The sequence below is a fragment of the Stenotrophomonas sp. YJH_SMC_80 genome (assembly GCF_059372495.1).
Genome location: NZ_JCAFVP010000015.1, coordinates 1 through 24,363, shown reverse-complemented (window position 1 = coordinate 24,363; position 24,363 = coordinate 1). Strand labels below are relative to the sequence as shown.

Sequence of the window (24,363 nt, the reverse complement as noted above, 5' to 3'; positions counted from 1 at the left end):
TCCACACTGCAGGAGATTTCACATGACTGAGCAGAACCCGCGCAGCTCCAACCGGGGCTTCGCCTCGATGGACCAGGACAAACAGCGCGCGATCGCCGCCAAGGGCGGGCGCGCGGCACATGCCTCCGGCAATGCGCACGAATTCAGTCCGGCCGAAGCACGTGTCGCAGGCCGCAAGGGCGGCGAAGCGATCAGCCGCGACCGCCAGCACATGGCCACGATCGGACGCGAAGGTGGACACGCACGCCACGCCAACGCGCGCCAGCAGCAACAACAGCCTCAGGCGATCGAACGCACGGCAGAGGACCCGCAACGCCAGCAGGGCTGATTGCTGCGCGTCAAGCCGATGCACGCTGCCGATGCAGCCCAAGCGCCGCAAGCAGGGCCAGCGCACCCGCCACCGCCATCGCCCAACCGAACCCGCTGGCCATCGCACTGCGGTACCAGGTCAGCACCTGCGGCGTGGCGTGCATCGAGCCCGGGTGCAGGATCAGTTCACGCGCCTGCGCAACAAGCCGCTGCTGCCCTGCGGCCTGTGCGCAGGCGGCGAACTGCTGTACGGCACGCTGGCCCATCAGGCTGCCCATCAGCGCGATGCCCAGGCTCCTGCCTGCCTGGCGCAGCGCGTTCATCGTGGCTGACGCGATACCTGCGCGTTCGGCCGGTGCGTTGGCCATGATCGCCATGCCGGTCGCCGGCACCGCCAGCCCCATTCCAATGCCAAGCAGCATCAGCACGGCAGTGGCATGAGCGCGCGAAGTAGCCGGTTCGAACGTGGCCATTGCGCACAGCGCCACACCGGCCAGGACGTAGCCCAGCACCAGCGCGGCATGCAGCCCGAGGCGGGCAACCAGGCGCCCGAACAACAGCGAGACACCACCCATCAACAGGAACTGGGGAGCCAGCTGCGAGCCTGCCAGCGCGGCGCTGTGCCCCTGTGCCTGCTGGAAGAACAGCGACAGGAAGAACAGGCTCGCATAGGCGGTGAAGCCCAGCACGAACGAGGCCAGGTTGAGCATGCGGAAGCGACCGTCGGCAAACAGGTCCAGCGGCAGCAGTGGCCGTGCCACCCGCCGCTCGACGATGCCGAACAGGATCAGCCCCGCAGTTGCGGCGCCCAGCGCCAGAAGCGTCACCGGGGCCAGCAGGCCCTGCTCGCCGATCGCGATCAGGCCATAGCACAGTGCGCCCAGCGCGCCGATACTGAGCAGCTGCCCGGCCGGATCCAGCGCGGCGTGCTGCGGGTGCCGTCGCTCGGCGATGCCCCAGGCGCCAAGCACAAACGCCAGCAGCCCCAAAGGCAGGTTGATCAGGAAGATGCTGGGCCAGCCGGCCCGCTGCACCAGCGCACCGCCGAGCAACGGGCCGAGCACCAGGGCCAGCGCGCTGAAAGCGGACCAGCCACCGATCACGCGTGCACGCTGGCCCGGATCGGGAAATGCGTGACTCAGGATCGGCATCGCACTGGGAATCAACAGCGCACCTGCCACGCCCTGCACCGCGCGCCCGGCGACCAGGGTCGAAAGGTCCTTGGCGCAGGCGCACAGCAGCGAGCCCATGGTGAAGGTGGCGACGCTCAGCAACCACATTCGCCGATGACCATAGCGATCCCCCAACGGACCGGCCGACAGCATCAGCGCCGACAGTGCGATCGCATAGGCGTTGATCACCCATTGCAGGCCCGCCATGTCGGTCTGCAGCGCCTGCTGCAGGGTTGGCAGGGCCACGTTGACGATGCTGATGTCCAGCGAAGCGAGGAATGTACCGAGGTAGGCCGCCAGCACCAGGGCGGGCCGTTGGAGGCGTCTCATGCGTGGATCCGGGGGGAGGATGTGCGCGCATGCTATCGACTGACTGACCGTCGGTCAATGACCAGCGGTCAGTCAATGCGAAGGGGCAGCTAGAATGGCGTCCGTCACACCCGGATACCGCCCACCATGCAGACCCCAGCTGTCGCCAGGCCTCGCACCAAGCCCGCCGAAACCCGCCAGGAGGAACTGATGGACGCCGCGCAGGCGTTGTTCCTTTCGCAGGGTGTGGACGCCACCACCATCAGCGACATCGTCGCCGCGGCCGACGTGGCCAAGGGCACTTTCTATACCTATTTCGCCTCCCGCACCGAGATCCTGCAGGCGCTGGCGCAGCGCTACACGCGGCAGTTCATGGACGAAGTCGAGCAGGCAGTGCAGCAACACCCTGCCGGTGATGGCGCAGCGCGCCTGCGCGCCTGGATCCGCGCCAACATCGAGATCTACGCGCGCACCCACGCGTTGCATGACGTGGTGTACGCCAACCATCACCACCACCAGCGGGGCAATGCCGAGCGCAATGCGATCCAGCAGCAGCTGCTGGGCATCCTCGAAGCGGGCAACGCAGCCGGACTGTGGCAGCTGCCTGCTCCACAGGTCACCGCCTCGTTGATCTATGCCGGCGTGCACGGGGCCACCGACGACCTGATCGCCACACCCGCACAGGATGCCGATGCCTTCATCGCCGCTGTGGAAGCGGATTGCCTGCGCATGGTCGGCGTTCCGGCAGCGCCGACGCGCAGCGGCAGACGCCGCTGAAGGAACGCTTCCCGCTCAGGTGTGGGCGAGAATGTTCAACAGCCGCCCGAACGGGTCGCGGACGAAGAAACGACGCACTCCCCAAGGCTCGTCGGCCGGGCCATACTCCAGCGGGATGCCGGCCGCGTGCATGCGCTCCAGCACCTGCTGCAGGTCGTCCACTTCGATCGACAGATCGGGCACCGCGGTGCCGGAACCCCCTTCGCTGGCAAAGCTCACCTGCGCCAGCGCACTGCCCTGCCCGCCATGGGTGACGATCCAGCCATGATCCATCACCACCGGCATGCCCAGCAGCCCGCCATAGAACGCTGCGGCACGCGCCGGGTCGGGCGTGGCGATGTTGGCGACAATGCGTTTGACGGCCATGTGCAGCGGCTCCGGTGCGATTTCACATCCTCGCCGCTGCATGCATGGCCCGCAAGCGGGCTCAGGCCAGATGCCCGCATCGCCACCTGAGGCGATCGCTGGAACAGAAGAGCCCCGTCGATGACGGGGCTCCGCGTACGGCTCAAACGGCGCGACTCACACGCCCATGCACAGATCGACCACGCAGGTGTTGTACGCCTGCTGGCATTCACCGGCATCGGTGCCACTGGCCAGGCACATCTGATAAGCCCGCCAGCACGGCTGGTCGCAGGGCTCGACCGGCCCTGCCACTGCCACCGAACCGGTACACGCCAACGCGAATACCGCCACTGCGATCACCTTCCTGACAACACGCATCGCCATCACTCCTTGATAAGCCTGGTGAGCCCAGGCCGGCCCACGTTAGCGAGGACACGGGGAGACGAAGTGAAGCCCACTGTCACGCACACTTAACCTGTTCACAATTTTCCTTTCACATGCATGGGGGATGTCGCCACGGATTGGCGTTAACGGCCTTGTTGCCCGTCCACCAAGGAAGTTGCCCGATGAATCACCCGCTGCACGGCCGTTCGTCCCACTCCCGCTCCCCGCTGCACAGCCGCCTCGCGCTGGCCGTGTCCAGCTCTCTGTTGCTTGCCGCTGCCGCGCCCGCCATGGCCGGCGAGGCGCTCGACGCATGGCAGCAACAGCGCCAGCTGCAGGCGGCGTGGGCACAGCCCGCCGTCAGCGCGCCTGCAGCATCGACGGCCGCCACGCCCGCGGCAACCGGCACCGCCCTGCTCGGCAATCCGGGCGATGCCGCCAGCTGGCGCAGCGATGAATTCAACGCCGACTGGGGCCTGGGTGCGATGGGGGCCGACCACGCGTATGCCCGCGGCCTGACCGGCAAGGGCGTGCGCCTGGCGCTGTTCGACACCGGCTCGGCACTGGCTCACCCCGAATTCGCCGGCCGCAACACCTCCAGCATCACCATCGGCCCGAACTGTGCGTCACCGGGAACCGTCGGCGGTACCGGCGCGTGCAGCCAGACACAGGGTGATCAACCGGGTATCAACTACTACACGCTCGGCGCGGGCGTGCCTGCTTCCCTGCAGGCCAACATCATTGCCGCAGGCCGTGAATGGGGTTTCCGCTATGCCGATCACGGCACGCATGTCCTCGGAACCATTGGCGCCAACCGCAATGGCACGGGGATGCACGGCGTCGCCTTCGGTGCCGATCTGACGACCGCCCGTGTATTTGGTGACACTTACTACGAATGGAGGCGCCAGGCGAGCGGAGGCTACCTGCCTGAAGCCGTGGAACGGACGGATCCCGATGGTGCCGCAAGGCTGGACATGTACGCGCAGCTGCAGGCACAAGGCGTGCGTGCCATCAATCACAGCTGGGGCATCTCCACCCGGAACATGACCGTGGCCGCACTGGATGCCCAGTACGCACGCATCGGTGCCGGCTACGACGTATACGGAAGCATCTACAAGGACAGTGCGAACGCCCCCGCTTCGCAGTTGATCCAGGTCTGGTCGGCCGGCAATGGCAGCGGCGCCGTCGCCGGTATCACCGCGGCCCTGCCGCGCTGGAAGCCGGAGATCGAGCCCTACTGGCTGGCCGTCGCCAACGTTCGCCAGCCCAATACAGCCAATGGTGAAACCGACTACGTGATCAACGCAGGCTCGAGCATCTGTGGCGCTGCCGCCAACTGGTGCATTTCCGCACCCGGCACGGCAATCCTCAGCACCATCGTTTCCGGTGACATCCAGGGACGGCTGGAGAAGACCGCTGACTACGTCCGTCTTCTCATCGACAGCCAGAATCCCACGTACGACTACGGCCTGAAGACCGGCACGTCCATGGCCGCCCCCCATATCACCGGCGCACTCGGCCTGTTGATGGAGCGCTTCCCCTACCTGGACAACGCCCAGGTGCGCGACGTCCTGCTGACCACCGCGCGCGATCTCGGTGCGGCAGGCGTCGACCCGATCTACGGCTGGGGCATGGTTGACCTGCGCAGGGCCATCGAGGGCTATGGCTCGCTGCGCGTGGATACCAACGTGGTGATGAACCAGAGGGCCGGCGGCCTGAAGGTGTGGGAAGGCGATGCCTGGGACGACTGGACCAATGACATCGGCGGCCCCGGCACGCTGACCAAATCCGGCATCGGTTGGCTGCGCCTGAGCGGCGACAACAGCTTCAACGGCGCGGTGCTGCGCGAGGGCACGCTGGAGTTGAACGGCAGCAACACCCTCACCTCGGCGGTCGATGTGCAAGGCGGCCGGTTCCTGCTCAACGGCAGCCTGGTCTCCACCGCACTCACCACCACCGGTGGCGTCAGCACGGTCAGCGCCAGCGGCGTTCTGAAGGACGGGAACCTGACCGTCAATGGCGGCGTGGTGTCCTTCAATGGCATGCAGACCGGCGGCACCACCACGGTCGGCAGCAACGGCCTGCTGAAGGGTATCGGCACGTTGGGCAGCACCCGAGTGGACGGCACCATCGCGCCCGGCAATTCGATCGGCACGCTGACCATCAACGGCGACTACGTGCAGGGCGCGACCGGCGTCTACGCCGCCGAACTCGCGCCTGGCGGGCGTAGCGACCAGTTGCACGTGACCGGTACTGCCACCCTCGGCGGCACGCTGGTCGCGTTGCCGGAACCAGGCATCTACTATCTCGGCGAGCAGTTCAACTTCATCCGCGCCGACGGTGGCATCAACGGCCAGTTCGCGAAAACCGACTTCAGCGCGTTCTCGCCGTTCCTGCAGTTCAGCCTCGCCTACGGAGCCAATGGCACCCGCATCGACGTGGCACGCGGTGCCTCGCTGGCCAGCGCCGCCACCACCCCGAACCAGCGCGCGGTGGCCGCCGCGGCGGACCTGCTGGCAATCAACCAGGGCCTGCCCAAGCCGCTGACCCAGCTGTTCCCGCAGCAGGTCGGCGGCGTGCTCGACGGCCTCAGCGGCGAACTGCACGCAGCCACGCCGCTCACACTGGTGGAAGGCAGCCGCTACGTACGCGATGCCGCGCTGTCCCGCCGTGCAGGTGCAGTCGCGCCAGGCGCCGATGCGGGCGACGCCACCGGCGCCTGGGTGCAGGCTCTGGGCGGCAACAGCAGGCTGGACGGCAACAGCAATACCGCCCGCACCGAAGCCAACAGCAACGGCCTGCTGGCCGGTATCGACCACGAGTTCTCTGGCTGGCAGGTCGGCGTGCTGGCTGGCACCGGCCGCACCGACGTCAAGCAGCAGGCGCTTCGTGCCAAGTCGAAGATCGACAACACCCACTTCGGTGCATATGCCAGTCACAACTGGGGCGGCCTCGGCCTGCGTGGCGGCGTCGCCTGGAGCAAGCACAAGGTGAAGAGCACCCGCGATGTCGACTTCGCAGGGTTCAGCGACAGCCTGAGCGCCCGCTACAACGCGCATACCCGCCAGGCCTTCATCGAAGCCGGCTACCGCTTTGGTGGCCCGGAGGCCGGGCTGGAACCCTACCTGCAGGTCGCGCGCGTGGAGGTGGACCTGAAGCAGATCAACGAGCGCGGTGGTGCAGCCGCCCTGCACGGCAAGGTGGACGACACCGGCACCACGATCGCCACCGCTGGCCTGCGCTTCGACAAGGGCCTGAAGGCATCGTTCCAGCAGGACAGCTGGCTGCACCTGCGTGGGGGCGTGGGCTACCGCCGTGCCTCGGGTGACCGCCGCCAGCTGGCCGACCTCGCATTCGCCAACAGCACCACCACCTTCGCGGTCGAAGGCGCCCCGATTGCCGACAGCGCCGTTGTGGCCGAGCTGGGGCTGTCGGCCTGGCTGACCCCGCGCCAGCAGCTGGAGCTGGGTTACAGCGGCCAGTACGGCAGTGAAAGCCGCGACCACAGCGCCAACATGCGCTGGTCGGTTCGCTTCTAGACGCGTGTTCTCCTGACGGTTTGGGGCGGCCTCAGGGCCGCCCCTTTTTTATCCACGCCCCAGGGCCATGCGCGATACCTCAGGATCATCGCGTCCTGGATCCATCCGTGGAGCGTTACGCGTGGATGAAGATCGACTGGAGCCGGGTCGCCCAGCCATTGCACCCGGTGGAGTTGAACGCCTCGAGCCGGACATTCTTCCCCGATGTCAGCGCTGCCAACGCCGCAGCGTACGCTTCCTTGGCACCCGGCCGGGACATGTCGATTGCAAAGGTATCGGTATTGCAGAAGGCCGTACTCGAAACATGCACGTACACAATTCCCGCCGGGCCGTCCATGTACGGCCGCAGCGACAGAATCGTCATCTGATCGCTGGTTGGCTCCGCCTTCAGTGGTGCAGACAGGCACAAGGCCAACGTCAAGGCCACCCCCGCTCCCAGCCTCCTGCGGAAGCCCGGCGTCGCGTCACTCATCATCATGTAGTTCCCCTGTGGATTCAGACATCAGGCCTCAGGCATCGTCACGGCCCTCAGCTGCATTACCCCGGAGGTGCAGCCGTCGACACGCAATCCGACACGCAGCTTGTTCTGCCAGGCGATGAGCAGCATCGAGACCATCTCCCTCTGCATCGGATGATCATTGAGGAGAATGAAGCGATTGCCACCCCCACAATCCGAGCCCGCTGGAAGCACACCTTGCGTCACCAGGTAGAATCCTTCCCCGCCCCAGCCCGTTGCGACGGATACGATCCGATGGCCTTCCAGATTGTGAGGCTCAGCATTTGCCGTTGAGGCCAGGCCAGTTCCCAGCACTGCCACCACCGCCAGCAGGACCTTGCCGCCGATGGTCCACGCGGGCGCGATACAGCACGTACTCCAGCCATGTTCTTCCTTCCCCTGTCATGAACAACCGGTTGACGGTGCACTGCGGCCGGTGCAGCCCGCTACGCTCAGCCCAGCAGCAGCTGGTACAGCAGAGGCACGATGTCACCCTGCGGACGCTGGACATGCGAGACATCGGACACTGGCGTGCAGCTCCCCGTGGCGCCACAGGCAAGCACGCGATACGCATAGCTGGTGGCAGGGCGTGCGGCCGACGTCCAGTTCGCGGCGTTGCCTTCGTAGACCGTGGTCCAGGTCACCCCGTCCACGCTTTCCTCGACGACGTAGCGGACGGCAGAGGCCACAGGCGACCACCCAACGAAGTCCTTCGCGGCCGGCGAACGCCGCATCGGCACCGCTGCCTTGGCGACCAGGCTTCCGCCCAGCGTGATGTAATCGGTCCGTTTGTCCTCGCGCTCGCTCGCCTGGTAGCGGAGGACGCCGGCGTGGTCGTACATCGAGGTGATCCGTCCGAACGATGAATCTGTCTGTGTGCGGCGACCGTCAGCGTCGTAACGGTAGCTCTCGGAACCTGCCGCCGCACGCAGCCGGTTGCCGAAGTCGAAGGTGAACGGCTGTCCGTTCTTCGCCCGCAGATTGCCCTGCGCATCGTAGGCCAGGCCGACCACGGTTGACCCTCCGCACCCGTTGATCTTCACGTTGGTCAAGCGCCAGGCGTTGTCATAGCAGTAGTGATGGTCACGGCCGAGAATCGTCACCCGCGTAAGGTTGTCCAACGCGTCATAGCTGTAGCTCGCCGAGCCGAACATGGGCGAGGAAGCCGAAACGAGCCGATCCAGCGCGTCATAGCCCAGATTGCGGTTGCCACGCTGGTTGCGGCCCGTGGCACCGTCAGTGATTGCCATCACATTGCCGACCGCATCGTAGTCGTAGCCGTCGCTGAGGATCCGGGTTGCGCCAAGCGTGTCCTGGCTTTCATCCGGCAACTGGCGCGCGTTCTGCACCATCGAGTGGACAATGCCGTTGCCATAGGTGAACTGACGAATCGCGCCGTTGGGGTAATAGACCACGCCAGCGGCGTAGGAGCCCGCCTGCCCGGCCTGTCCCAGCGCGTTGGGCGCATACGCGACCACGTTGCCGGAGGGATAGCGATGCGCGGACAGGTTGCCCAGTGCGTCGTAGGCATACCCCATCGCCAGCGCTTCGCCATCGGTGGGGCTCTGCACCTCACCGATGAGCAGCCCGCGACGGTTGTACGCATAGCTGTTGTGCGTCTCCACCCCGGCGTTCAACGTGGTGACCTGCTTGACCAGGCCATCGGGCCAGTAGCTCCAGCGCTGGTTGCCATTGCCGTCGGGGAACTGCAGTGATGCGAGCCGGTTGCGTGCGTCATAGGAACGCACCACCCGGCGCCCGCTTGCCGCGGCAATGTCCTGGTTGCAGTTGCCTGCATCGGACAGGTCCAACCCCTGCGCGCTTCCGACCGGGTTCGATGCGGCGTCGTAGTCAATTACGGTGGCGCCGGTTTCCGGTTCGATCGTCTTGCACAACCGCTGCGCCGCATCGTAGACATAGCGCCGGGTCGACGTCACCGAGCCATTGCTGGCCCTGCGGGTGATCGACGTCGGCTTGCCGAAGACGTCCCGCGGGATATCCAGCACGGCTCCCTCTGCCAGTTCGATACGTACCGGCCAGTCAAGCTTCGCGGCATCTGCACCGGTGTAGGTCACGACGGTCGGGATACCCCTGGCATTGGTCGTGCGCACGCGCCGCCCCGGCAGGTACTCGGTTGTGCTGACCAGCGCGCCAATCTCCGAATCCTGGCTGACCTGGACCACCCGCCCAAGTGCGTCGTACGTCGTACGGACGCCAGTTCCGGCGTCCTGGACCGTACCGACCCCCGCGACAGGATAGGACTGGAAGGTGACCCGCCCCTCCGTGTCATAGGCGGTCACAGAGGCCCGCCGCGTGCCGGCTTCATTGCCCGCGTCGTACTCGCGCACCAGCAATGGGCGCCACAGCGCATCGTAGTAGGTGACCTTGCGCGCATTGCCGGTGCTGACCGTCTGCCGCCAATGACCGGCAGGAATGCCGTACTCGGCGCCGCCCACCTGGGCAAACTGTGTCGTGGTGGACGCCCAGTCCACCGTATCGCCGTCGGGGTAGTCGACCAGCGACATGCGCCCCATCGCGTCGTAGTCGTAACGCGTGGTGTTGCCCCGGCCATCGGTGATCCAGCGTATCCAGCCATTGTCATCCACGCCGGCAGACTGGGTCGAACCATCCGCATACTGGATGTTCCCGGGGATGCCGCGCTTCCAGCCGGACAGGCTCACCGTATTGCCACGCCCATCCACCACGGCGCGAACGGTACCGTCGCTGTTGTAGTGAATGGTCTGCTGGAGCTGGCCGAAGGCATGGATCCGCTGGGGCTTCGCGGTGGCCGGGTCATAATCCACCTGGGACTCGGTCCGGCCCGTGTCCTGGTTGACCGACGTCCGGACCTGGCCAAGCACCCACTTCGACAGATCATCGTGATAGGTGATGACGTTGGTCTTGCTGTAGGACTGCGCCCCCGCACTTCCCACAACCGTGCCCAGCAACATCATCGCGGAAAGTGCATTGACTCGACGCATCGTCAGTGGGCCTGTTCGCAATGGATGGCGATGGGACAACCAGGACCAGGCAACGGAAAGACCGGCGAAGCGCACATCACAGCAAACCGCGCACACGCACAAAACCGGACGCGACTGCATCCGGTTGGCGATTGACGTTGATGCTGGACGAAGCCCCCTTCGTCATGCCGCGCCTGTTCCCTGGACTCGGCCAAGTATAACCATGGAAACGGGGCGGGACGCCCGGTCCTTCGCAGCCCTGCCGGGCTGCGAAGGTTCCCGGGGCATGACGCGCCTCCGGGGCTCGACGGCCGCGATCGGCCGCCCGGCGCGGGACGTCAGGCGGCCTTCATGGCGTGCTTGCGTGCCCGCATGACGTTGTGGCACTCCTGCACATCCGGCAGCAGCTGGGTCACTTCCTGGCGCACCGCCGGCGGCAGATCGTTGTCCTGCAGCACATCCTTGAACGCGCCCAGCAGGCGGTCTTCGGATTCTTCCAGTTCGGCCACGTAGCCGTAGTTGGTATCACCAAACGCGGCGCGCACCTTGCCGTAGAACTGCTGCATCGAACCGACCATGGTGCCGTGCTCGGCCGGCTTGCCGCCGCTGGCGGCGACCGAACCACTCAGCGCCGCGACGATCCGCGCCTTGACCCCGGCGATACGGGTGAACAGTGCCGACAGTTCGGCATCCTTTACCTTCGTTGCGGCTTCCTCATAGAAGGACTTGCCGTCACGCGCGATCTCGATCAGGTCGTTGAGGCGATGTTCGATGGTGGACTGGGTGCTCATGGCGTCGCTCCTGTGTGCTCGAAAGTCAGTGGAGAATGGCAGCGCGTCGGCACTGCCTTCGACCTCACTATCATCGTCCTCGTGTGCCGGCCGGGTGAGTACGAATTGATGTACACATCACCATGCGGAACACGTGCTGACTTCTTCATTGCCGGCATCATTGAATGTTCACGGAAAACAAGCATGCGATGCCTGCCTCACCATGGCGCGATGACGATGATCACACTGATCAGCAGCGCAATCGCCAGAATCACCAGCAGCACATGCCATTGCTTCCAGCTGGGTTTCGGCTTGCCAGGCGTATTCATCGGCGGCCTCCTGTGTATGCCGGGAAAGGAGCTGCCAGACTGAAGCGAAACGTCATTGCACAACGTCGACGCGACGTGCACTCCCCGTGCAGGACAGCGGCCAAGGGCGCGCGAAGATAACGCGTCCATAACGCAGTTCAAATGTGAGCGGGATGTTAGGTTCCTCTCGATTCCGGGTAACGGAATGCAGACCGGTCGTAGCGCCGCGCGCATTGCGACCACACAACGGATTTGGAGAGAGAAACAATGCACTACAAATACACTCTGCTTTCGGCAGGGATCGGCGCCGTGTTGGCTGCCGTTTTCTCGCCGGCTGCCAATGCACAGGACGATGCTGCGAAGTCTCCGAAGAACCTGGACCGCATCCAGGTGACGGGATCGGCGATACGCAGCGTGGATGTGGAAACCCAGCAGCCGGTGCTTGCCATCTCGCGCAAGATGATCGAGCAGCAGGGCTTCACCACCATCGCCGACGTCCTGCAGAACCTCACGTCGGCCGGCGCACCAGCGCTCTCGCGTTCGCGCACGCTGTCGTCCGGCGAAGACGTCGGCGGCAGCTACGCAAACATCCGCAACCTCGGCGCCACCCGCACCCTGGTGCTGGTGAACGGCAAGCGCCTGGGCGCCAGCACCAGCGGCCTGCAGGACCTGAGCCAGATTCCAATGAGCGCGGTCGAGCGCATCGACGTGCTCAAGGATGGCGCCTCGGTGCTCTACGGATCCGACGCCATCGCCGGCGTCATCAACATCATTACCCGCAAGAGCGTCGAGGGGCTGGAGCTTTCGGCGCAGCATGGCCAGTTCAGCCAGGGCGACGGCAAGGACAGCACGTTCTCGCTCGTTACCGGCGCGCGCGGCGAGCGAGGTGGCTACACCTTGGCCCTGGAATACCAGAAGGCCGACCCGGTGTTCGCCCGCGACCGCTGGTTCTCCAAGCATGGTGGTGCGGGGCCGGGTTATCCGCGCGCGGGCTGGAGTGACCTCAGCCAGAACGGCTCCTGGTGTGACCCGGCGCTTTACGACTGTGCCACCGGAAATTCCGTGTTCAAGACACTCAATCGTGGTGGCGACCCGAAGAACCCGAACGATTACCATCCGATCACGCCGGCCGAGTATTCCAACGGCAACGAGCAGATGCATGTGCAGACCGGCATCGAGCGCCGGTCGCTGTTCCTCAGCTCCGACTATGCACTGAGTGACCAGATCACCTTCACCACCGATATCGGCTACAACGAGCGCATCTCGGACCAGCAGATTGCCGGCTACCCCTACGAATCGACCAAGTTCGGGACGCCGCTGGCCGGCAACAGTGCGTTCAATCCGGTCGGCCATGACATCGCCTTCAACCGCCGCCTGTGGGAGCTTCCGCGCACGACCGAAAGCAAGCTGAAGTCGCTGCGCGTGGCACCGACGCTGTCGGGCTACTTCGAACTGGCCAGCAGAACGTTCGACTGGGAGGTGGGCGCGCTGTTCAACCGCAACGAGGTGACCAAGACCGGCCGTGGTGACATGAGCCTGATCGCCTCGCGCCAAGCGCTGGGACAGTCCTTTGTTGATGGCAACGGTGTAGCACGCTGCGGCAGCGCAGGTGCACCGATCGCCGGCTGCCTTGCCTGGAATCCGCTGCTGCCGTACGGCGTTGCTGGCGCCGGCTCGCTTGCCGACCCGGAACTGCAGCGCTTCCTGTTTCCCACGTTCACCGATACCGGCATCACCAAGACCCGAAGCTACTTCGCCAACATCTCCGGCCCGGTGCTGGAACTGCCGGCGGGCGAGCTCTCGGTGGCGATGGGCTACCAGTACCGCAAGGAAGAAGGACGCTACGTTCCCGACGCCTTTGCCCAGTCGCGCCAGAGCACTGCACTGGGGGCACAGACCACTGCAGGCGGTTACAGCCTCAATGAAGTCTTCGCCGAAGTGAATGTGCCGGTGCTGCGTGACCTTCCGTTCGCCAAGGAGCTGACCGTCAACGTTGCGGCACGCTATTCCGACTACAGCAACTTCGGCAGCACCACCAACACCAAGGCCAGCTTCGCCTGGCGCCCGGTCGAGGAGCTGATGGTGCGCGGCACCTTCGCCGAGGGCTTCCGTGCTCCCAGCATCTCCGACCTGTATGGCGGCCTGGGCACCAGCTTCGAAACCTACGTGGACCCCTGCGGCATCGGCGCCACCAACAGCGTCAACGGCAACGCGGCCTGCAACGCCGCCGGTGTTCCGCGTGGCTACGAGCAGCTGGCCCAGGGCCTGAAGCCCTGCACCAGCTATCCGTGCGCCACCCCGAACGAATTCACCACGGGCTCGAACCCGAACCTGCGCCCGGAAGAGTCCAAGAGCAAGACCGTCGGTGTGGTCTGGAGCCCGCGCTGGGTCAACGGTCTGGACATCAACCTGGACTGGTACAGCTACAAGATCACCAACATGATCATCGAGGACAACGTCGATCGCATCCTCCGTGACTGCTACGTGCTGGGCAATGCCTCGCGCTGCGGCAGCGTCAAGCGTGCCGCTGATGGCCACATCACCAGCATGTTCTATGGCCTGACCAACCTCGGCGCGATGAAGACCGAGGGCTGGGACCTGGGCATCCGTTACCGCCTGCCGGAGTACGCGTTCGGTCGCTTCACCCTTGACCTGCAGAACAGCTACGTCTCCAAGTACGACGAGGAGAAGCAGAACTCGGCCGGTGACACCATCATGGACGGTCGTATTGGACGCCCGGGGGTGTTCCGCCTGCGGTCCAATCTCGGCGTCAACTGGCAGCTGGGCAACCTCTCGGCCCAGTACACGGTGCGCTACTACTCCGGGATGATGGAAGGCTGCATGCCAAACCGGCCCTGCACCGCGCCCGAACGCATCGCCAACGGCGAGCCGGATGCCGTGCGCAGGGTCGGCTCGAACGCGTTCCACGACATCCAGGTCAGCTACAGGCTGCCCTGGGATGGCACCGTGGCAGTGGGCTCGAACAATGTGTTCGACCATCGCGGCCCGATCATGTTCTCCAAGCCGGAGAGTTCCTTCCCCTACTACGGCGGCTTCGATATCGGCCGCACGGTGTACGTGAAGTACTCGCAGCGCTTCTGACCGTAGCGTCCGTGCACGTGGCCGGCGGAAGGGGAGTTCCGCCGGCCACGCCGCACACAACCTCCACCCAATCTCCACGCTACTTCGACCCAATCTCCAACATCCCCGGCAACACTGGCGCAACGGCAGCAGATGGAGCAGGCAAGCGAGGATCGCCCGCGCGGCATCCACCTCGCCCGACCTCTCCGGATTCACCACTGAATGCGATGGACCACCCCCTCCCCGCTGCGGGGATGAGGCTGGTCCAAGGGAAGCAAGCGATGACAACGGCAGTACACAGTGGCTTGACCGATCTGGTCATGGATGCGCAGCGCTACCTGCGCCGGATCCTGCCCGGCCTGGCCTCGGTGGTCGGCCCCGTGGCTGCGGCCCGCTTCATCCCGCAGACCATGGCCTCGCGCTATCACATCGCCGAGCTGACCCTCTATGGTGAAACGCCGGCGATGCTGGCAGTTCCACGCGTCCAGGGCGAATCCAGCAGCCGCGTCATCCAGGATGTGAAAGTGCTGCGCTCAGCGGCAAAGGCCATGGTGCTGTATGTCTCGCCGTACCTCACCCCCACCCAGCGCAGGTTCCTGGTCGAGAACCATATCGACTTCGTGGTACCGCACAACCAGCTGTACGCCCCCAGCCTGGCGATCGAGTTCCGCGATGCGCCCGACCACGAGAAGAAAGCGATTTCGCTGCTGCCTTCGGCGCAGGCCGTGCTCATCCACGTACTCCTGTCCGGCCAGGCACGCTGGTGGTCGCCGCGTGAGGTCAGCCGTGCTGCCGGATACACCTCGATGACCGCGTCGAGGCTCTCCGCTGAACTGGTCGGTCGCGGACTGGCCGAACGCTCCACCGGCGGACGCGAACGCTTCCTGAGACTCGCCGGCAGCCGCGGCGAGGTCTGGGCGAGAGCGCAGCCGTTCCTGCGCTCCCCCGTGCTGAAGGAAGTGGAGGTCTGCTGGGAACAGGTCGCCGACGTTCTGGCCCGACATGCTCAATCCGCCCCCCAGGCAGGGACGGAAGCAATGCTTGCGGTGCCGTCGAAAGACCACGGCATCACGCGTGCCCTGTACATCGATGCCTGGCGGAAGCTGGGGGCACTGCCTGCAGCCGGCCCCGACTGCACGCGCAGCGGAACGTTGCAGATATGGTCGTATCCGCCTGCCTTCACCGGTAGCGGTGACCGCGTGGACCCGCTGTCGCTGTACCTGAGCCTGCAGGGCAAGCGCGGCTACGACGCCGACGCGCTGGAACAGGAGGTGGAGCAGGCGCTATGCGGGACGACACGCCGCGGCTGAGGTCCGCGCGGGTCCGGCCCGACCGCGTCAGGACGCTTCGCCCCCACTCGCCATCGTCGCGCGCTTCGCTGCGTACTCGGCGAAGACCACACCGGATACCGCCAGCACGGCCCCTGCCAGTACCCAGCCACTGAGCGATTCGCCCAGCAGCAGCACGGCCAGTGCGGCGGTCACGATCGGCACCAGGTTGAAGAAGCCGGAGACACGCGCTGCGCCCAACCGTGACAATCCAGTCATCCAGGTCAGTGGGGCCAGGATCGACGCGCATACTGCCGCAAACCCGATGCAGCCGACCGCAGTGAGATTGTTCACCCCGGTACCGACCAGCAGCTGCGCCGGCAACAGGATCAGCGACGCGGCGGTGGCTTGCAGGAACAATGATTCCAGCACCGTCAGCGGGATCTTCCAGCGCTGCATCAGCACGTTGTAGGCGGCAAAGGCCAACGCACCGATCAGCATGATCGCATCACCGCGGTTCACGCCCTGAGCGGCCAATCGCGCCAGGTCGCCCTGCGAGACCACCGCCACCACCCCGACAGTGGAAATCACCGCACCGGCAATGGAGGTACCGCGCACCGGATGGCCCATGAACACGCGTGACAACGCCAATGCGAGCAGTGGAATCAATGCCTGGATCACGCCCATGTTGGTGGCCGAGGTGAAGTGCGCCGCATAGTACGCAAGGCACTGGTACATCACCCCGCCCAGGCACCCCAGCAGCAGGAAGCGGCCAAGGTTGGCACGCACGGTCTGCAGGTTGTTGCGCAGCCGCGGCAGCGCGAAGGGCAACAGGACAATGGCCGCCACCAGCCAGCGGAAGAAACCAATATCGATGGGACCGACCGCGCCCGAGGCCAGCTTGGTCACGATGGTATTCGCGCCCCACAGCAGGCAGGCAAGGATTGGGAAGAGGTAGTTCAAGAGCGTGGGTGTACGTGGGGGAATGGCCAGCGTACGCTTGGCGCATATCGAGGACATCCTGAAAATGCGTCACTCCGACCCCGGGTTGCGGCAACCGATGGAACCCATCCCCACCTTCCGCCAGCTACCCGGTCCGGTCTACTTCCGGCAGGGTGCGATGGAGCCCACCGACTGGGGCACGCACAGCCATCCTTGGGGCCAGTTCAACTTCGTCGCACAAGGGGTGATGGAGATGAAGATCGACGGCGAGTGGATGGTGTCCCCGCCCCATTACGCGATCTGGATCCCACCGGGAATGCCCCACTATTCGCGCAACCGGTCGCGGTTGGCCTATCGCTCGGCCTACCTGTCGCCGGCGTTGTCACGCCGCCTGCCCGAGCGTTGCAGTGCGCTGGAAGTCAGTCCATTGCTGCGCGAGCTGCTGCACGAGCTGGCGCGACAGGGCGTGACCGATCCGCGGACGCCGGCCCAGCGGCGCATGGCCGCCGTGGTGATCGACCAGATCCTCAATGCCGCAGTGCTGCCCAGCTTCCTGCCGATCGCCAGCAGCGATGCCCTGAAACAGGTGATGGCGTACATCGAGAAGCACCTGTCCGCAGCCGAGTCGGTCGCCGATATCGCGCAGCGGCATCATATGAGCGTACGCAAGCTGGAGCGCATGGCACGCAGCGAGCTGGGCATGTCACTCGGTGACTGGCGCGGTCGGGTGAAGTTCGTGCGTGCCACCGAAGCGTTGTGCACACGCCGGCCGATCAGCCGGATTGCCGAGGAGCTGGGCTACTCCGGCGTCAGCGCCTTCGCAGAGATGTTCAAGCGGCACGCACAGTGCACGCCGGACCAGTACCGGAAACTGCATCGGGCGGGGTGAAGAGCGCATCGAGGGATGTCGATTTCCGCCCTCGTCGTTCGTCGGAACAGAAGAGCCAGGCCTTCCCGCCTGCAGGAGCGCCGCGATGTCCCCCATCCTCACCGCCTTTGCCACCTCCCCCGACCGCGGCCAGGGCCTGGCCCGTGACATGCGCGTGCGCTGGGCGCTGGAGGAACTGGGCGTGCCCTATGACGTGCAGCTGCTGACCTTCGCCGAAATGAAGCAACCTGCCCACCTGGCGCGGAATCCCTTCGGACAGATTCCCACCTGGCAGGAGGGCGACCAGGTCCTGTTCGAATCCGGCGCGATCGTCCTGCACCTGGCCGAACAGCATGCCGGCCTGCTGCCCGTTGGTCCGGATGCACGCATGCGCGCAGTCATGTGGGTGTTCGCCGCGTTGAATACGGTGGAGCCACCCATCGTCGAGCGCTCGATGGCCTGGGTGCTGGAGCGCGAACAGCCCTGGTATGCACGGCGGTTGGTGATGCTGGACGAGCGCGTGCGGATGCGTCTCTCGCAACTGTCCGCGTGGTTGGGCGCGGCGGCGTGGCTGGACGGCGGGTTCAGCGTGGGCGACCTGATGATGGTCTCGGTACTGCTGCGCCTGAAGAGCAGCGGCCTGCTCGACGAGTACCCGCTGCTGGTGGCCTATGTGGCACGGGCGACGCAGCGTCCCGCCTATCAGCGCGCGTTTGCTGCGCAGTTGGCGGTATTCCAGAACGGGTAGTTCCACGCCATGGGTGGGAACACTCAGCGCAAGCTGCGCCGGCAGGCAGCCTGCACCAGCATCAGCTGCGCTACCAGGATCAGCATCGCGCCGCCTGACAGCAGCCACGGGTCGATGTACCACTGCGCGTTGAAACTGAAATCACCGGCGGAAATGCGCTTCCAGCCGTTGAAGTGCTGCATCGCTGCAACCACGAACGCGAAGCCGCCCGCTGTGTACGACAACCAGGGCACGATGAGGCTCCCCGGCCGCGCGAACAATGTCAGCACGCCCAGCACACCGATGACAGTGCGTTGTACGCGGCAGTATGGGCAGACATAGGCCATCCCGCTCCACTCCACCGCCCAGGCCAACAGGCTGACCAGCACGGCCACGCCTGCGGCTGTGTACAGGACTTTCGGCGTGATCGTCATGCCACCCTCGTGTGCCATCCCGTGCTCCTTGGTTGAAAGACCCGGGCAGGGTAGCAGTGCTGCAGCCTCATCCCTTCTTGATGACAGTCCGCTTGCCGATGGTGCTGGTCTTGCCAGCGGTCGGCCTGGCCAAGCCAGGAATCAGGAAATCGGTGGCCTTATGGCCCATCGACACCTTGGACGCCAGCCAGCGCGGCATGCGCCCGCGACCGGTCCAGGTCAGGCGCTTGTATTCCGGGTCGCGATACTTGGGCGCGACTTTGCCGGATTTACGGCGGGTGGGTTTGCGGGCGGGCGCAGGTGTTTCCGAGGCTTCGCCACCGAAGAGTTCTTCGAGGGTGTAGCCGGCTTCGGCCGCGGCAGCCTTCAACATCCGCCGCACCGCGCTGGCCGGACGGCGGCTGGAAATGAGCTGTTTCCGCTGTTCAGCGGCAACCACCAAGGCGCCCAGCTCCCGAAGGCTGAGCGATTCAATATCGATCGTCATGATGGAAAGGTGTCCTGCGGCCGGCCAGCTGTCAAGCCGCCTTGCCCGGTACGTAGACACGGGCTTCACTGCCGGTGGGCTCCGATCGCCTTCGGCAGCCATCTCCGAGGACTTCGACGTGAGCAACTCATCGCATTCGCTCGCCTACCTGTTTGCGCGCATCCTGCTGATGGCACTGTTCCTGGTGTCCGGCATCGGCAAGCTCGGCGACCTCAGCGGTACCCAGGGTTACATGGAAGCGATGGGGGTACCCGGCATCCTGCTGTGGCCTACCATCGCCTTTGAGATCGGCAGCGGCCTGTGCATCCTGCTGGGCTTCCAGACCCGGCTGGTATCGATCGTGCTGGCAGGCTTCAGCCTGGTCACCGCCTTCATCTTCCACCACAACGTTGCCGACCCGACCCAGCAGATCATGTTCCTGAAGAACCTGGGGCTGGCCGGTGGCTTCCTGCTGCTGGCCTGCACCGGGGCGGGGCGCTACAGCATCGATGGGCGTGGGCGGCGCGGATGAGCACGCGGCATGCCGCCATCATCCCCGGCCCACGGGCTGGACGCGCTGCAGACGCAGGTTGCGCCATGTCGGCTGGGAGCTGCGGAAATCCACCGCTTCGCCATCGCTGGAGAACAGCAGGCCTGGCTCCAGTTCAGTGACCAGGCGGATGCCATCGATGTACAGCCAGCCCTGTCGCTGCTCCAGCACAACGGACATCGACGGTTTCCCCCATTGGTCGATGCGATAGCGCCCCAGCCAGGGTCGCCAATGGGACGCCTGCGGCCCTGTGGCCCCATCGATGGGATCGTTCTGGTCCAGGCCATCCTCGCCGTTCGTACATTCCAGGTGCGCCGGCAGCCTCTCCGTCGCCGCATGGTGACGGTACGTCGCAACCTCTCCATCGGTGTCCGCGGTGAACAGTTGGTCGCCGTCGATGGCCGCAAACCGTCTGCCCACAGCTTGCGCCCCACGATGCAGTTGCAGTTCACCGCTTCCGGCAACCACGATCTTCGCCTTGCCGCTGCGCCCTATCCAGTCTCCCGCCATCCGCTGCATCTGGTCCTGGTTCAACCTGATCGGCGCCAGGGACGATAGCGGCACACGCGGCTGACGGGGCCCGAAACGCGCCGACAGCAATTGATCGAGCAGACGCTCGCCGATGCCGTACCCCGCGGACGTCGCGCAGTTGAACATCGCGGCGAATCCAGCGTTGGCCTGCCTGCAGTAGGTGAACACGCACCCGAATCCGAAGCCTCCGCCGCGATGGTGAAGCAGCCGCACCGGCGTACTGCCGTAGAGCCGTTCGCTGCGCATTACGCCGAGCCCGTAGTCACCGCCCAGGCCGAAGCCATGCATCTCGTCCCAGAGATGGGGCTCGAGCAGCTGCTGCGCGCCGGTTTGGCCGCCACCGAGCAGGAAGCCAGTCTCGAAGATCTTTCGCGCATCCAAGTGAAGCCGGACACCACGGCCGGGCGCCGGAGTGATATTGGCGACTGAGCGCCCGTTCCACCATAGATCCCACCGCTCCCCTGTCTGGACCCAGCCAGACGGGATCGGCGCGGTGCGAAAGCCTTGGTGGGTGGAGGAGACCATGGCCGGAAGGATACGACCGGCCGTCTCAATCGCTGCGATTCGCTCAACCGCGATTCTTAACCGCTCAGGAGGCCCTGCTACGCCCCTACCAGCACTGCCTCTTAGGCTTTTCCCTACATGCCAGTGAGCGGTTTTCCTATTGCGAGCATCCAAGTCCGTTGAGACCTTCCAGCTGCCCACCGGGCATTCATCAACTTGACAACCATAGGACCACCTTCCATTCAGACCTAAAGAGCGATAGCTCTACTGCCTAAGGAGAAGCGCTTGTGAAAGCAATACCCCTATCTCTGTTGCTTGCGACCCTTACCGCGATTAGCTTCGGCGCCAGTGCCGCTCGAAACAGCTCGGTCAACTACGTTTACTTTGATGTCAATGGCACGCCTGTCGGTCAACGCGCATACTTCTGCAACGGCAAAAGGTTGGAGGGCGGCGACACCACTACCCCGTACTACCTGAAGGTCACTGATGGCTGCGATGGGAGAGTAATCTGCACCCCTAAGGGTCAATGCCATATCGGCGACGACCCATCGCACGCAGTCCTCCTGCTCGGCAACCCGCCGTTCACCAAGGAAGAAGCTTGTCAGTTGGCGGGCGAGATGGTCTGCCTGTCCATGGAACCATGGATCTTGTACGAGTTCGGTTGGACACCCAGCTGATTCCTAGCACTGCCGGTGCAGCCCGTTCGCGGGCCGCACCTGCGCTTCGCTTCACGTTGCTGGAGGGGTCTGTTTCGGCCTTCTGATCGTTCTGATCTGCATCGCTGGCCGGGATCGTGTCCGCAGCCGGGCGAGCCACGAATTTATCCCCATGGAGCGCACTTTGCATTGCGCCGAAGGCTTGGCGATTGGCCTGCGCGCGGTACTCGCGGTCAACCCGCCCCATTTCCGTTACGGCAAGGACAACGCCGACGATAATCACGACGGCAATGATGCTCTTCCAAGGGAAGCCGTCTTTGCGGCCAGGCTTCTTCTTCCGCTTCGGCAACTCTTCCATGATCCAGTCCGGCTATCTCGGTCAGGGCTCCAGGGCCATGCTAGCGCCATGGAGCCCACTCGGCACCAACTAGGCGGCAATATCGTACGGTTCGACCAACACGACCAAGAGGTCCATGGCCGTAGCGCTGGCATCATCGGCAACGCCGCGCTGATTGAATCGGGTCCAGTCGGCGTGGGCCAAGCGCTTAAGCTCCACTGGCTCTACCGAGAGCCACTTCATCGGCCAGAACGGCAGGCGGCGTTGCCCAACCCGGCCCCGCTGCAGTTCCACGATTCCATTGTGGCTGCTCGCGCCCAGCACGCGGCAGTACGCCACCGACAATCCGTCTTCCGGCCCCTCCTGGTATTGGAGGAAGCGTTCGCCATCGAAGAGGAGCCCCCCGTAACTCCAGCATTACGGCTGAACCGGGCCGCGTCGTCCACGATCTGATCCAGTTTCCCGCTGGACAGGCCCAGCTTGTCGCCGGCAATTCCTCGCCGGCACTGCTCACGCATACAACGGCCCTGATGGGCATTCGTGCACCTCCTAGACGACGCACGACCCTAACAGTAGCAGGAGAACGTTTACGTGGGCTGGCGACTAACACACAACAATTTAGGAGATCGTGACGCTGAATGCGGATCATCATCAAAGATGGGTACTAGCGGTCAGGGCAGCATCCACAAAAATTTTTAGTACACAGCGAGGCCTACTGGTTGTCGGACAGAGGAATTGCGCTTTTTGGATAAGTGTGAAATTAATCAAGAAGTGTCCATTTCCTCATGAAAATTTGTGCAGTCGCCCGGAATTTGAATGTGAAAGCCAGGTGTGCGAGCGACGAGATGGTGCTAGTGTGGAAAACGCTACATCCAAAAGGAAATGGAAATGAAGCATCTTCGTCTTGCCGGAATTGCTGCAGCTGCGCTGCTTTCGTTCTACTCCAGCCATGCGCTGTGTTCTTCGGAGTTGGAAAACGAGGACAACAGCACCCCAATAGCTACATACTCAAGGATGTTCGGGGTATCCAAGATTGAAGCTGAGGCGCGTTTCCTCATCATGGCGGAATCGACCAAAGTTCAAGAGATCCTTCGAACGAAGTATCCAACGACTTTCGGTGGCCTGTATGTCGAGCACCAGCCCCAATTCCGTGTCGTTGTGCGTTTCACAGATTCCCCAGCAGAAAGTCTGCGCGCAGTGACAGCAGACCCAGCCTTCGTTGCCCTGCCAGCATCCCATTCACTGGCTGAACTTAGCGCGGCTCAACAAGCCGTTGGTGAGGAGCTCCATCGAAATGGGATCAACTTCCTCTCACGTCTGGACTTGGAGCATTCAACGGTTGAATTTTCCGTTGAAGATCCGCAGGCGGTGGAACAGCCCATGCGTTCCCTACGGTCCGAAATTCCGTTCATTCGATTCAAGAAAACCACTGGCTTCTTGCAGCCCACTCTACTGGAAATTTCGCTGAGTTCTGCACAGAAGCTCAAGGAGCCACCGGGATCCTACTGCACCAGCGGGTTTGGCGTTAAGAGCGGCACGACTCGTGGCATCACTACGGCGGGGCACTGCGATAACACGTTGACGCATAGTGGAAACCGTTTGACTTTTCAGGCCGAAAAAAAATCGGGCTCAGAGGACATTCAATGGCACACCTATCCAGACACGAGCCGGTATCACTACGTCCCCTCCCACCGCGTCGAGGCCGGATCTCAGAGCCGTATTATGGTCGCCGTAAGGCCGCGCTCAGGGATGAAAGTTGGGGACATTGTCTGTAAATACGGAAAATCAACGTATGAGACTTGCGGTCTCATCACCGATCTTAAATTTCAAGCAACCTTTGAAAACGCTATCGGAGAGTTCGTTCGGGTGGTTAGCCCGGAAGGCCGCACCATGACAGATTTTGGTGATAGCGGCGGCCCTGTCTATGGGACGCAGAAGCCTGACGGGCGCTTCTACGACACCGCTTACGGGATGGTTCATGGCCGGGGCAATTCAGGGACAGAGTTCCACAAAGACCTCTTCTTCATGCCTACCGACTATTTCGCCAGCTTGGGCCTGCAGATCCTTACCACTGCGGATGATCCGTAACTCACAGAGGAACCCCCGGCTCGCCGGGGGTTCTTTTGCCACACTCGCCGGTGCAGTCGCCTCTTGGCCAATAGGACCTGGCGTCCACGTCACCGTCCCGCTGAAGCGGCATTTCCAAACAGCCGGTCGCCACGATTGTAGGTCACATGAACCTCGAACCAAGGCTACCCTCCGGTCATGTGCGGCCGATTCGTCCAGCACTCCGTTGTCGACTTCGGCCAGCCAGGCTGGCTGACCTTGCCCCCGGCCTGGCCGAGATCCAGCCCAGCTACAACCTGGCGCCGACGCAACGCGCCTCGGTGATTCTGGATCGCGGCGAAGGCCCGGCTGGCGTGGGGCCTGCTGCCGTTCTGGGCCAAGGGCTCAACCATTAATACCCGCATCGAGGCCGTGGCCACGAAAGGGTTCACCCCCGTTTTCACGGACACTTACGAGAAGGCCGATCAAGGCCATGAGGAGTGTTCATGTCGAAGCGAAGGAAGTTCAGCACCGAGTTCAAGCGCGGTGCGGTTGAGCAGGCCAGCCAGCCGGGCGTCAGCTGT

21 protein-coding genes and 1 pseudogene are annotated in these 24,363 nt (G+C 64.3%); 10 read left to right on the top strand and 12 right to left on the bottom strand.

Features of this window, described 5'->3' with window-relative positions; translation table 11 throughout:
* Positions 1 to 22: 22 nt before the first annotated feature.
* Positions 23 to 328 carry a KGG domain-containing protein gene (locus AC5P99_RS18440; protein WP_024957919.1) on the top strand — a complete coding sequence of 102 codons (306 nt, stop codon included), beginning with the start codon at positions 23 to 25 and terminating at the stop codon, positions 326 to 328.
* 10 nt (positions 329 to 338) lie between these two features.
* Here the strand turns inward: AC5P99_RS18440 and AC5P99_RS18435 are convergent, their stop codons facing one another.
* Positions 339 to 1,811, bottom strand: a complete 1,473-nt coding sequence (locus AC5P99_RS18435) for an MFS transporter (protein WP_495213414.1) — start codon at positions 1,809 to 1,811, stop codon at positions 339 to 341.
* A gap of 126 nt (positions 1,812 to 1,937) precedes the next feature.
* Here AC5P99_RS18435 and AC5P99_RS18430 point away from each other — a divergent pair, with 126 nt between their 5' ends.
* Positions 1,938 to 2,567 (top strand): TetR/AcrR family transcriptional regulator, encoded by a 630-nt coding sequence (locus AC5P99_RS18430; protein ID WP_005414565.1) that lies wholly within the window; start codon positions 1,938 to 1,940, stop codon positions 2,565 to 2,567.
* Between the two features lie 15 nt (positions 2,568 to 2,582).
* On the opposite strand, the gene AC5P99_RS18425 is transcribed toward AC5P99_RS18430, so the two are convergent.
* Both AC5P99_RS18425 and AC5P99_RS18420 read right to left on the bottom strand, forming a co-directional pair.
* Complete coding sequence (locus tag AC5P99_RS18425; RefSeq protein WP_005411161.1) at positions 2,583 to 2,933, bottom strand: VOC family protein; 351 nt, start codon at positions 2,931 to 2,933, stop codon at positions 2,583 to 2,585.
* 156 nt (positions 2,934 to 3,089) lie between these two features.
* Complete coding sequence (locus tag AC5P99_RS18420) at positions 3,090 to 3,290, bottom strand: hypothetical protein (RefSeq protein WP_005411162.1); 201 nt, start codon at positions 3,288 to 3,290, stop codon at positions 3,090 to 3,092.
* A 188-nt stretch (positions 3,291 to 3,478) separates the two neighbouring features.
* Here AC5P99_RS18420 and AC5P99_RS18415 point away from each other — a divergent pair, with 188 nt between their 5' ends.
* Entirely contained in the window at positions 3,479 to 6,835 is a 3,357-nt protein-coding gene (locus AC5P99_RS18415) for an autotransporter domain-containing protein (protein ID WP_495213413.1), read from the top strand.
* A 115-nt stretch (positions 6,836 to 6,950) separates the two neighbouring features.
* Here AC5P99_RS18415 and AC5P99_RS18410 read toward each other — a convergent pair whose 3' ends face one another.
* The 3 genes from AC5P99_RS18410 to AC5P99_RS18400 all read right to left on the bottom strand — a co-directional run bounded on the left by AC5P99_RS18410 (position 6,951) and on the right by AC5P99_RS18400 (position 11,082).
* The gene (locus AC5P99_RS18410) at positions 6,951 to 7,307 is read right to left on the bottom strand and encodes a hypothetical protein (protein WP_495213412.1); all 357 of its coding nucleotides are present in this window, start codon (positions 7,305 to 7,307) and stop codon (positions 6,951 to 6,953) included.
* Positions 7,308 to 7,783: 476 nt separating this feature from the next.
* Positions 7,784 to 10,312 carry an RHS repeat protein gene (locus tag AC5P99_RS18405; protein ID WP_495213411.1) on the bottom strand — a complete coding sequence of 843 codons (2,529 nt, stop codon included), beginning with the start codon at positions 10,310 to 10,312 and terminating at the stop codon, positions 7,784 to 7,786.
* A 317-nt stretch (positions 10,313 to 10,629) separates the two neighbouring features.
* Entirely contained in the window at positions 10,630 to 11,082 is a 453-nt protein-coding gene (locus AC5P99_RS18400; protein ID WP_005411167.1) for a PA2169 family four-helix-bundle protein, read from the bottom strand.
* A gap of 554 nt (positions 11,083 to 11,636) precedes the next feature.
* Between AC5P99_RS18400 and AC5P99_RS18395 the strand changes: the two genes are divergently transcribed.
* Both AC5P99_RS18395 and AC5P99_RS18390 read left to right on the top strand, forming a co-directional pair.
* Positions 11,637 to 14,471 (top strand): TonB-dependent receptor, encoded by a 2,835-nt coding sequence (locus AC5P99_RS18395; RefSeq protein WP_495213410.1) that lies wholly within the window; start codon positions 11,637 to 11,639, stop codon positions 14,469 to 14,471.
* Positions 14,472 to 14,731: 260 nt separating this feature from the next.
* Positions 14,732 to 15,760, top strand: coding sequence for a hypothetical protein (locus tag AC5P99_RS18390; RefSeq protein WP_164221780.1), 1,029 nt, complete (start codon positions 14,732 to 14,734; stop codon positions 15,758 to 15,760).
* Between the two features lie 27 nt (positions 15,761 to 15,787).
* Here AC5P99_RS18390 and AC5P99_RS18385 read toward each other — a convergent pair whose 3' ends face one another.
* Positions 15,788 to 16,738, bottom strand: a complete 951-nt coding sequence (locus tag AC5P99_RS18385; RefSeq protein WP_495213409.1) for a DMT family transporter — start codon at positions 16,736 to 16,738, stop codon at positions 15,788 to 15,790.
* Positions 16,739 to 16,745: 7 nt separating this feature from the next.
* On the opposite strand from AC5P99_RS18385, the gene AC5P99_RS18380 reads away from it, so the two are divergent.
* On the top strand, positions 16,746 to 17,549 hold the full coding sequence (locus AC5P99_RS18380) for an AraC family transcriptional regulator (protein ID WP_049404131.1): 804 nt from the start codon (positions 16,746 to 16,748) through the stop codon (positions 17,547 to 17,549).
* Positions 17,550 to 17,634: 85 nt separating this feature from the next.
* Positions 17,635 to 18,276: a glutathione S-transferase family protein gene (locus tag AC5P99_RS18375; protein WP_024957910.1), complete on the top strand. Its 642-nt coding sequence runs from the start codon at positions 17,635 to 17,637 to the stop codon at positions 18,274 to 18,276.
* Positions 18,277 to 18,299: 23 nt separating this feature from the next.
* Here the strand turns inward: AC5P99_RS18375 and AC5P99_RS18370 are convergent, their stop codons facing one another.
* Entirely contained in the window at positions 18,300 to 18,707 is a 408-nt protein-coding gene (locus AC5P99_RS18370) for a hypothetical protein (RefSeq protein ID WP_005411174.1), read from the bottom strand.
* 49 nt (positions 18,708 to 18,756) lie between these two features.
* Positions 18,757 to 19,176: an H-NS histone family protein gene (locus tag AC5P99_RS18365; RefSeq protein WP_005414575.1), complete on the bottom strand. Its 420-nt coding sequence runs from the start codon at positions 19,174 to 19,176 to the stop codon at positions 18,757 to 18,759.
* 118 nt (positions 19,177 to 19,294) lie between these two features.
* Between AC5P99_RS18365 and AC5P99_RS18360 the strand changes: the two genes are divergently transcribed.
* Positions 19,295 to 19,687, top strand: a complete 393-nt coding sequence (locus AC5P99_RS18360) for a DoxX family protein (protein WP_123959072.1) — start codon at positions 19,295 to 19,297, stop codon at positions 19,685 to 19,687.
* Positions 19,688 to 19,705: 18 nt separating this feature from the next.
* Here the strand turns inward: AC5P99_RS18360 and AC5P99_RS18355 are convergent, their stop codons facing one another.
* The 3 genes and pseudogenes from AC5P99_RS18355 to AC5P99_RS18345 all read right to left on the bottom strand — a co-directional run bounded on the left by AC5P99_RS18355 (position 19,706) and on the right by AC5P99_RS18345 (position 22,271).
* Positions 19,706 to 20,761: a hypothetical protein gene (locus AC5P99_RS18355; protein WP_495213408.1), complete on the bottom strand. Its 1,056-nt coding sequence runs from the start codon at positions 20,759 to 20,761 to the stop codon at positions 19,706 to 19,708.
* A 561-nt stretch (positions 20,762 to 21,322) separates the two neighbouring features.
* Positions 21,323 to 21,754: a hypothetical protein gene (locus tag AC5P99_RS18350; protein ID WP_495213407.1), complete on the bottom strand. Its 432-nt coding sequence runs from the start codon at positions 21,752 to 21,754 to the stop codon at positions 21,323 to 21,325.
* A gap of 69 nt (positions 21,755 to 21,823) precedes the next feature.
* Positions 21,824 to 22,271, bottom strand: a pseudogene (locus AC5P99_RS18345) (BLUF domain-containing protein).
* Positions 22,272 to 22,621: 350 nt separating this feature from the next.
* Between AC5P99_RS18345 and AC5P99_RS18340 the strand changes: the two are divergent.
* Together AC5P99_RS18340 and AC5P99_RS18335 are read left to right on the top strand one after the other, a co-directional pair.
* A complete protein-coding gene (locus tag AC5P99_RS18340; RefSeq protein ID WP_285309207.1) occupies positions 22,622 to 23,821 on the top strand; it encodes a S1 family peptidase in 1,200 nt (399 codons plus the stop codon).
* Between the two features lie 464 nt (positions 23,822 to 24,285).
* On the top strand, positions 24,286 to 24,363 hold a 78-nt coding region (locus AC5P99_RS18335), incomplete at its 3' end, for a transposase (RefSeq protein ID WP_495213335.1).

Coding starts and splice junctions, on each gene's coding strand:
- AC5P99_RS18440 (WP_024957919.1), top strand. CDS start 23: ATGACTGAGCAGAACCCGCGCAGCTCCAACCGGGGCTTCGCCTCGATG.
- AC5P99_RS18435 (WP_495213414.1), bottom strand. CDS start 1,811: ATGAGACGCCTCCAACGGCCCGCCCTGGTGCTGGCGGCCTACCTCGGT.
- AC5P99_RS18430 (WP_005414565.1), top strand. CDS start 1,938: ATGCAGACCCCAGCTGTCGCCAGGCCTCGCACCAAGCCCGCCGAAACC.
- AC5P99_RS18425 (WP_005411161.1), bottom strand. CDS start 2,933: ATGGCCGTCAAACGCATTGTCGCCAACATCGCCACGCCCGACCCGGCG.
- AC5P99_RS18420 (WP_005411162.1), bottom strand. CDS start 3,290: ATGCGTGTTGTCAGGAAGGTGATCGCAGTGGCGGTATTCGCGTTGGCG.
- AC5P99_RS18415 (WP_495213413.1), top strand. CDS start 3,479: ATGAATCACCCGCTGCACGGCCGTTCGTCCCACTCCCGCTCCCCGCTG.
- AC5P99_RS18410 (WP_495213412.1), bottom strand. CDS start 7,307: ATGAGTGACGCGACGCCGGGCTTCCGCAGGAGGCTGGGAGCGGGGGTG.
- AC5P99_RS18405 (WP_495213411.1), bottom strand. CDS start 10,312: ATGCGTCGAGTCAATGCACTTTCCGCGATGATGTTGCTGGGCACGGTT.
- AC5P99_RS18400 (WP_005411167.1), bottom strand. CDS start 11,082: ATGAGCACCCAGTCCACCATCGAACATCGCCTCAACGACCTGATCGAG.
- AC5P99_RS18395 (WP_495213410.1), top strand. CDS start 11,637: ATGCACTACAAATACACTCTGCTTTCGGCAGGGATCGGCGCCGTGTTG.
- AC5P99_RS18390 (WP_164221780.1), top strand. CDS start 14,732: ATGACAACGGCAGTACACAGTGGCTTGACCGATCTGGTCATGGATGCG.
- AC5P99_RS18385 (WP_495213409.1), bottom strand. CDS start 16,738: ATGTCCTCGATATGCGCCAAGCGTACGCTGGCCATTCCCCCACGTACA.
- AC5P99_RS18380 (WP_049404131.1), top strand. CDS start 16,746: ATGCGTCACTCCGACCCCGGGTTGCGGCAACCGATGGAACCCATCCCC.
- AC5P99_RS18375 (WP_024957910.1), top strand. CDS start 17,635: ATGTCCCCCATCCTCACCGCCTTTGCCACCTCCCCCGACCGCGGCCAG.
- AC5P99_RS18370 (WP_005411174.1), bottom strand. CDS start 18,707: ATGGCACACGAGGGTGGCATGACGATCACGCCGAAAGTCCTGTACACA.
- AC5P99_RS18365 (WP_005414575.1), bottom strand. CDS start 19,176: ATGACGATCGATATTGAATCGCTCAGCCTTCGGGAGCTGGGCGCCTTG.
- AC5P99_RS18355 (WP_495213408.1), bottom strand. CDS start 20,761: ATGGTCTCCTCCACCCACCAAGGCTTTCGCACCGCGCCGATCCCGTCT.
- AC5P99_RS18350 (WP_495213407.1), bottom strand. CDS start 21,754: ATGGAAGAGTTGCCGAAGCGGAAGAAGAAGCCTGGCCGCAAAGACGGC.
- AC5P99_RS18340 (WP_285309207.1), top strand. CDS start 22,622: ATGAAGCATCTTCGTCTTGCCGGAATTGCTGCAGCTGCGCTGCTTTCG.